The organism is Streptomyces cahuitamycinicus (assembly GCF_002891435.1).
GTDB lineage: Bacteria > Actinomycetota > Actinomycetes > Streptomycetales > Streptomycetaceae > Streptomyces > Streptomyces cahuitamycinicus.
Map to the genome: position 1 here is coordinate 1 of NZ_POUC01000482.1, position 5,592 is coordinate 5,592.

The 5,592-nt window shown below is 75.1% G+C and carries 6 protein-coding genes; 3 read left to right on the forward strand and 3 right to left on the reverse strand.

The window, feature by feature from the left end; translation table 11 throughout:
* The coding region (locus tag C1J00_RS37250) for an MqnA/MqnD/SBP family protein (protein ID WP_102913338.1) at nucleotides 1-652 on the forward strand (652 nt) is incomplete at its 5' end.
* 4 nt (nucleotides 653-656) lie between these two features.
* Here C1J00_RS37250 and C1J00_RS47770 read toward each other — a convergent pair.
* Entirely contained in the window at nucleotides 657-1,040 is a 384-nt protein-coding gene (locus tag C1J00_RS47770) for a cold-shock protein (protein ID WP_033312231.1), read from the reverse strand.
* 164 nt (nucleotides 1,041-1,204) lie between these two features.
* Here C1J00_RS47770 and C1J00_RS37260 point away from each other — a divergent pair, with 164 nt between their 5' ends.
* The gene (locus tag C1J00_RS37260; protein ID WP_102913339.1) at nucleotides 1,205-1,453 is read left to right on the forward strand and encodes a hypothetical protein; all 249 of its coding nucleotides are present in this window, start codon (nucleotides 1,205-1,207) and stop codon (nucleotides 1,451-1,453) included.
* On the opposite strand, the gene C1J00_RS37265 is transcribed toward C1J00_RS37260, so the two are convergent.
* Together C1J00_RS37265 and C1J00_RS37270 are read right to left on the reverse strand one after the other, a co-directional pair.
* Nucleotides 1,432-2,055 (reverse strand): HAD family hydrolase, encoded by a 624-nt coding sequence (locus C1J00_RS37265; protein WP_102913340.1) that lies wholly within the window; start codon nucleotides 2,053-2,055, stop codon nucleotides 1,432-1,434. The genes C1J00_RS37260 and C1J00_RS37265 overlap by 22 nt on opposite strands.
* Nucleotides 2,056-2,275: 220 nt before the next feature.
* On the reverse strand, nucleotides 2,276-3,274 hold the full coding sequence (locus C1J00_RS37270) for a hypothetical protein (protein WP_102913342.1): 999 nt from the start codon (nucleotides 3,272-3,274) through the stop codon (nucleotides 2,276-2,278).
* 153 nt (nucleotides 3,275-3,427) lie between these two features.
* Here C1J00_RS37270 and C1J00_RS37275 point away from each other — a divergent pair.
* On the forward strand, nucleotides 3,428-5,592 hold a 2,165-nt coding region (locus C1J00_RS37275; protein ID WP_102913341.1), incomplete at its 3' end, for a helicase-associated domain-containing protein.

The following is a 5,592-nucleotide window of genomic DNA, read 5'->3' on the forward strand; positions in this document are numbered from 1 at the left end:
GGGGCGGGGCTGCGGGCCGCTGGTGCTGACGCGGGAGGCCGATGGTGGGGGCACCTCCCTGCTCGAGCGAAGCCGAGAGCTTGGGGGACTCACGGGCCGGACCGTCGCCGTGCCGAGCGAGAAGTCGACCGCCTATCTGCTGTTCCGGCTGTGGGCCGCGGACACCGTGGCGGACGGGGTCGGCGAGATCGTCGTCATGCCGTTCCACGAGATCATGCCGGCCGTGCGGGACGGCAAGGTCGACGCGGGCCTCGTGATCCACGAGGCGCGCTTCACGTACCGGAACTACGGGCTGCACAAGCTCGCCGACATGGGCGAGCACTGGGAGGACACCACCGGGCTGCCGATCCCGCTGGGCGCGATCATCGCCAAGCGGTCGCTGGGCGAGCAGAAGCTGCGGCTGCTCGCCGACTCCATCCGGACGTCCGTGCGCGCCGCCTGGGACGACCCCGAGGTGTCCCGGCCGTACGTCATGGAGCACGCCCAGGAGATGGACCCGGCCGTCGCCGACCAGCACATCGGGCTGTACGTCAACGAGTTCACCGCCGGGCTCGGCGAGGACGGCTACGCGGCCGTGCGCGGGCTGCTCACCCGCGCGGCGGCCGAGGGGCTCGTACCGCCCCTCGGCCCGGACGCGCTGCGTTTTCCCTGAGGCCTCAGACGTCCAGTTGGTCGGCGACCGCGCGCAGCAGTCCCGCGATCTTCTTGCCGGCGGTCTTCTCGGGGTAGCGGCCCCGCTCCAGCATCGGCGTGATGTTCTCCAGGAGCGTCGTCAGGTCCTGCACGATCGAGGCCAGCTCGTCGGGCTTCTTGCGGGTCGCGGCGGCGACGGACGGGGTCGGGTCCAGGATCGCCAGGGACAGTGCCTGGTCGCCGCGCTGCCCGGCGACCACGCCGAACTCCACGCGCTGACCCGGCTTGAGGGTGTCGACTCCGGCGGGGAGGACGGAGGAATGGACGAAGACGTCACCGCCGTCGTCGCGGGAGAGAAAGCCGAAGCCCTTCTCACTGTTGAACCACTTGACCTTGCCGGTAGGCACGTCTGTCCTCGTCCTCGTACTCGTCGGAAAACTGCTTCTGGAAACGGCTCTTGATAGCACTCGGGCGGGCCGTACGGACCCGCCGGTACCCAGGCTAATGCTCTTGCAGCCGGTGACAAGACGTCACCCGGTTGTTCCTTCGCGCTGGGAACTACCCTGGTCGGGTGCGTGACAAAACCCAAACGAATTCCGCCGCTCCCGGTGACCGCCTGGTCCGTGCCGGAGCCGTCGTCTTCTTCATCGGCGCCGTGGCCACACTGGTCACTGTCGCCCCGTTGTTCCTCGGGACGTCGCCCTTTCCGACGTACATGTTCGGATTGAGCATGCTCATGGCGGTCGGATTCCTGATGGCCGGTGCGGGAGTGCTGCGTTCCGTGGCGGCGGGCCGGCGTCAGGCGCGCGCGGGACGGTAGTCCGAAAGCCACCGCGGGAATTCGGTCAGGTCGGTGAGGACGACGTCGGCGCCCGCCGCGCGCAGTTCCTCCGGAGGGCAGGGGCCGGTCGCCACCGCGACCGCGAGGGACCCGGCGGTCCGGGCGCCGCGCACGTCCCCGACGTGGTCGCCGACGTAGACGCCCGCGTCGTGCTCGCGCAGCGCCTCGGCCTTCTGCTCGGCCCACAGGTCGCCGATGACGGCGTCGGGCTCGATGCGCAGATGGGCGAGGTGCAGCTTGGCGTTGGGCTCGTACTTGGCGGTGACGACTATCGCGCGTCCGCCGGCCTCCCGTACGGCCGCGATGGCCTCCCGGGCGCCGGTCATCGCCGGGGTCGCGGCGATGGCGATCGTCGGGTACATCTCCCGGTACAGGTCCGCGACTCCCGCGACCTCCTCGGCCGGGAACCAGTTGACCAGTTCCTCCGCCAGCGGCGGCCCGAGCCGGGTGACCGCCAGGTCGGCGTCGATGTACGTCCCCGTCCGCTCGGACAGCGCCTGGTAGCAGGCGCGGATGCCGGGACGGGAGTCGATGAGGGTCATGTCGAGGTCGAAGCCGACGGTGAGTGCCATATGGGCCATTGTGCCCAGGCGGGGTGAACGGCAGACGTCCGCCTGCGCCCGGCCGGCGCGAGGGCTGTTCGCGGCTGGCGTGACGGCTGCGCCCGGCTAGCGCGAGGGCTCTGGCCGCCCGGCGTGACGGCTGCGCCCGACCGGCGCGAAGCCCTGACCCGCCCGGCGTGACGGCTGCGCCCACCCGGCGCGACGGCTGGGAGCGGCCCGGCGCGAGGGCCGTGCCCGGCTAGCGCGAGCGCTGGGAGCGCCATACCAGGAACAGTGCCGACGCCACCGCCGCTCCCCGCACCACCCACGGCCAGGTCTGGGCCACCGCGTCGTTCATGTGGCCCTCGGCGATCGGGTCGCCCCAGCGGCCGTTCATCCGGCCCCACAGCCAGACCAGGCCCCCCGCCACGGAGAGGCCGGGCAGGATCACCACCGCCCACTTCGTCTCGGCCTGGGACAGGCGGCGTGAGGCGTAGGCGATGAGCCAGCCGAGCAGGAGGACGAACCAGTTGCCGAGCACGGCACCGGCGACGAGGAGCGCGGCCGCGGTCAGGAGGAGCGGGTTGCTCCAGCCGCCGGCAGGCAGGCGCGGCAGTCGGCGGCGGCTCCCCTTCCCGGCCACCTCGGCCACATCGGCCGCCTCGACGACCGGTTCCGTCTCCTCCGCCGCCGGCTGCTCCTTCCCGGCCTTGCGCGGCGCCGGCGGCTTCAGCAGGTCCGGCAGCTCGACGCCGCCCACGAAGCCGGGCACCTCGTCGCCCACGCCGAAGGGACTGCTGTCCACCCGCCACCAGTCCGGCCGGACCGCACTGTCGCCCAGCTCGTGCCCGGCGGCCAGATGCGGCGGGGCCGGGCCGTCGGAGGGCGCGGGCTGCGACTCCGCGGCGGGCCGCGCCGGGCGGGGACGCGGTACGACGCGCCGCACGACGCCCTTCGCCCGCTCCTGCGGCTCGGCCTCGCGCTGCACGGGGACGGCGGCGGGAGCGGCACTGTACGGCTCACCGCCCGTGCCGCCCGCCGCGGCGGTCACGATGTCGTCGGGGCTGCCGAGCCGGGACAGGATGCGGCGGACGGCGGCGGGCGAGTCGACGGTGGTCTTCGCGCGGCGCTTGTCGATCTCGTTGCGCAGGTCCGCGACCAGTCGCATCCGGGTGGCCGACGACAACTGCCGCTGCTGGGCCACGTCGCCGACGCGGCTCAGATACTCGTAAACGACCTGGTCGCTCTCAATCCCCACGAAGTCCCCTCCGGGGCGGGTGCGTTGCGTGACGCCGTCGGACGACGGTACCGCGACGACCGGCGGGGCGGCCAAAGCCCGTCCCGCGTTCGGGGGGCGAGGCGGCTCACAGTTGCCCCCGGCCGCCGGGGGCGACCCGCTACCGTGGGCCGGATGAGCACCGAGGACAGGCCCCCGGCCCCCCGCTCCCTCGCGGAAGCGCTCCGCGCGCGGGGCGACGCCGCGCTGGGCGCGCTCCTGCGCAGCCGCCCGGATCTCATCACGCCCGTCCCCACCGACCTGACCCAGCTCGCGACCCGCGCCGGTACCCGCGCCTCGGTCGTGCGGGCCCTGGAGCGGCTGGACCGGTTCGCGTTGCAGACGGCGGAGGCGCTGGCCGTGGCGGCGGACCCGGCGGCCTACGGCGAACTGCTCGGGCTCATGGCCGGGGACGACGCCGACCCGGCTGTCGTCGCGGCCCTGCCGCACGCCGTCGACCTGCTGCGTGAGCAGGCCCTGGTGTGGGGTGACGACGACCGGCTGCGGCTGGTCCGCACGGCGCGCGAGCTGCTGGCCCCCTCGCCGCAGCACCCCTCGCCGACGGGGCTCGGCCCGTCCGTGCGGGAGGCCACCGCCGGGATGTCCCCGGGGCGGATCCAGGAGATCGTCACGACCGCCGGGCTGGCCTCGACGCACGACTCGGTCTCCGCCGTGACCGCTCTGGCCGGGCTGTTCACGGACCGGGCCCGGATGACCGCGCTGCTCGCCGGTGCCCCGGCGGACTCCGTCGAGGTGCTGGAACGCCTGGTGTGGGGGCCGCCGTACGGGCAGGTCACCGCCGATCCGGCGGCCCGGCTGCGCTGGCTGCTGGACCGCGGACTGCTGCTTCCGACGGCGCCCGGGACGGTCGTCCTGCCGCGCGAGGTAGCCCTGCATCTGCGGCGGGGCCTGGCGCACCGGGTGCCCGAGCCGGTGCCGCCGGTCGTGGAGGCGGCGACCGTTCACCGCCCACAGGTTGTGGACAGCGCCGCGGCCGGGCAGGCGTACACCGCGCTCGCGACCGTCGAGGAACTGCTGAAGGACTGGGACGAGGGCGGTCCGGCGGTGATGCGGGCCGGTGGGCTGAGCGTGCGGGACCTGAAGCGGACCGCGGTCGCCCTCGACGTGCCCGAGCCGGCCGCCGCGTTCTGGGTGGAGCTGGCGTACGCGGCGGGCCTGATCGCCTCGGACGGCGAGGCGGACGAGCGGTACGCGGCGACCCCGGCGTACGACGAGTGGCTGGCGCAGCCCCCCGCCGAGCGCTGGTCGCGGCTGGTCACGGCGTGGCTGGCGGCGACCCGGGCGGCCGGTCTGGTGGGCGGGCGGGACGCCAAGGACCGTACGTTGTCGGCGCTCGGGCCGGGTCTGGACCGCTCGGCGGCGCCCGAGGTACGGCATCGGGTGCTGGCGCTGCTGGCCGGGTTGCCGGAGGGCGCCGCTCCGGCCGCCGGGTCGGTGCTGGCCCGGCTGCGCTGGGAGCGGCCCCTGCGCGGCGACCGGCGTGAGGACGACCTGCGCGGCCGGCTCGCCGAGTGGGCCCTGTCCGAGGCGGAGCTGCTGGGCGTCACCGGCCGGGGCGCGCTGTCGGCCCAGGGCAGGGCGCTGCTGGGCGCGCCCGCGGCCCCCACGCCGAGCCCGGTGGCGGAGCCCTCGGGCCCTGGGGACAAGCTGCCCGTCCACCACCATCACCGGCCGGCCCCGCTCGCTCCCCTCTCCCCCGCCGAACAGGCCGTCGCCTCCGCCGCCGCGGCCCGGCTGGTCGCCCCGCTGCTGCCCGAGCCGCTGGACCACGTGCTGCTCCAGGCCGACCTGACGGCGGTGGCGCCCGGGCCCCTGCGGCGGCCGCTCGCGGACATGCTGGGTGTGCTGGCGGACGTCGAGTCCAAGGGCGGGGCGACCGTCTACCGGTTCACGCCCGGCTCGGTGCGGCGGGCGCTGGACGCCGGGCAGGCCGCCTCCGACCTGCACGCCTTCCTCGCCGCGCACTCCCGCACGCCGGTGCCGCAGCCGCTGGCGTACCTGATCGACGACGTGGCCCGCCGGCACGGCCATCTGCGCGTCGGCGCGGCCTCGGCGTACGTGCGCTGCGACGACGACGCGGTGCTCAGCGAGATCCTCGCCGACAAGCGCGCCGCCGGGCTCGGGCTGCGCCGGCTTGCCCCGACCGTGCTGGCCGCGCAGGCCGATCCGGCGGGGCTGCTGGAGGGCCTGCGGGCGCTGGGGTTCGCGCCGGCCGCCGAGTCCGCGGAGGGCGATGTGCTGATCACCCGCGCCCTGGCCCACCGCACCCCGCCCCGCAC

Coding starts and splice junctions, on each gene's coding strand:
- C1J00_RS37265 (WP_102913340.1), bottom strand. CDS start 2,055: ATGGCCCATATGGCACTCACCGTCGGCTTCGACCTCGACATGACCCTC.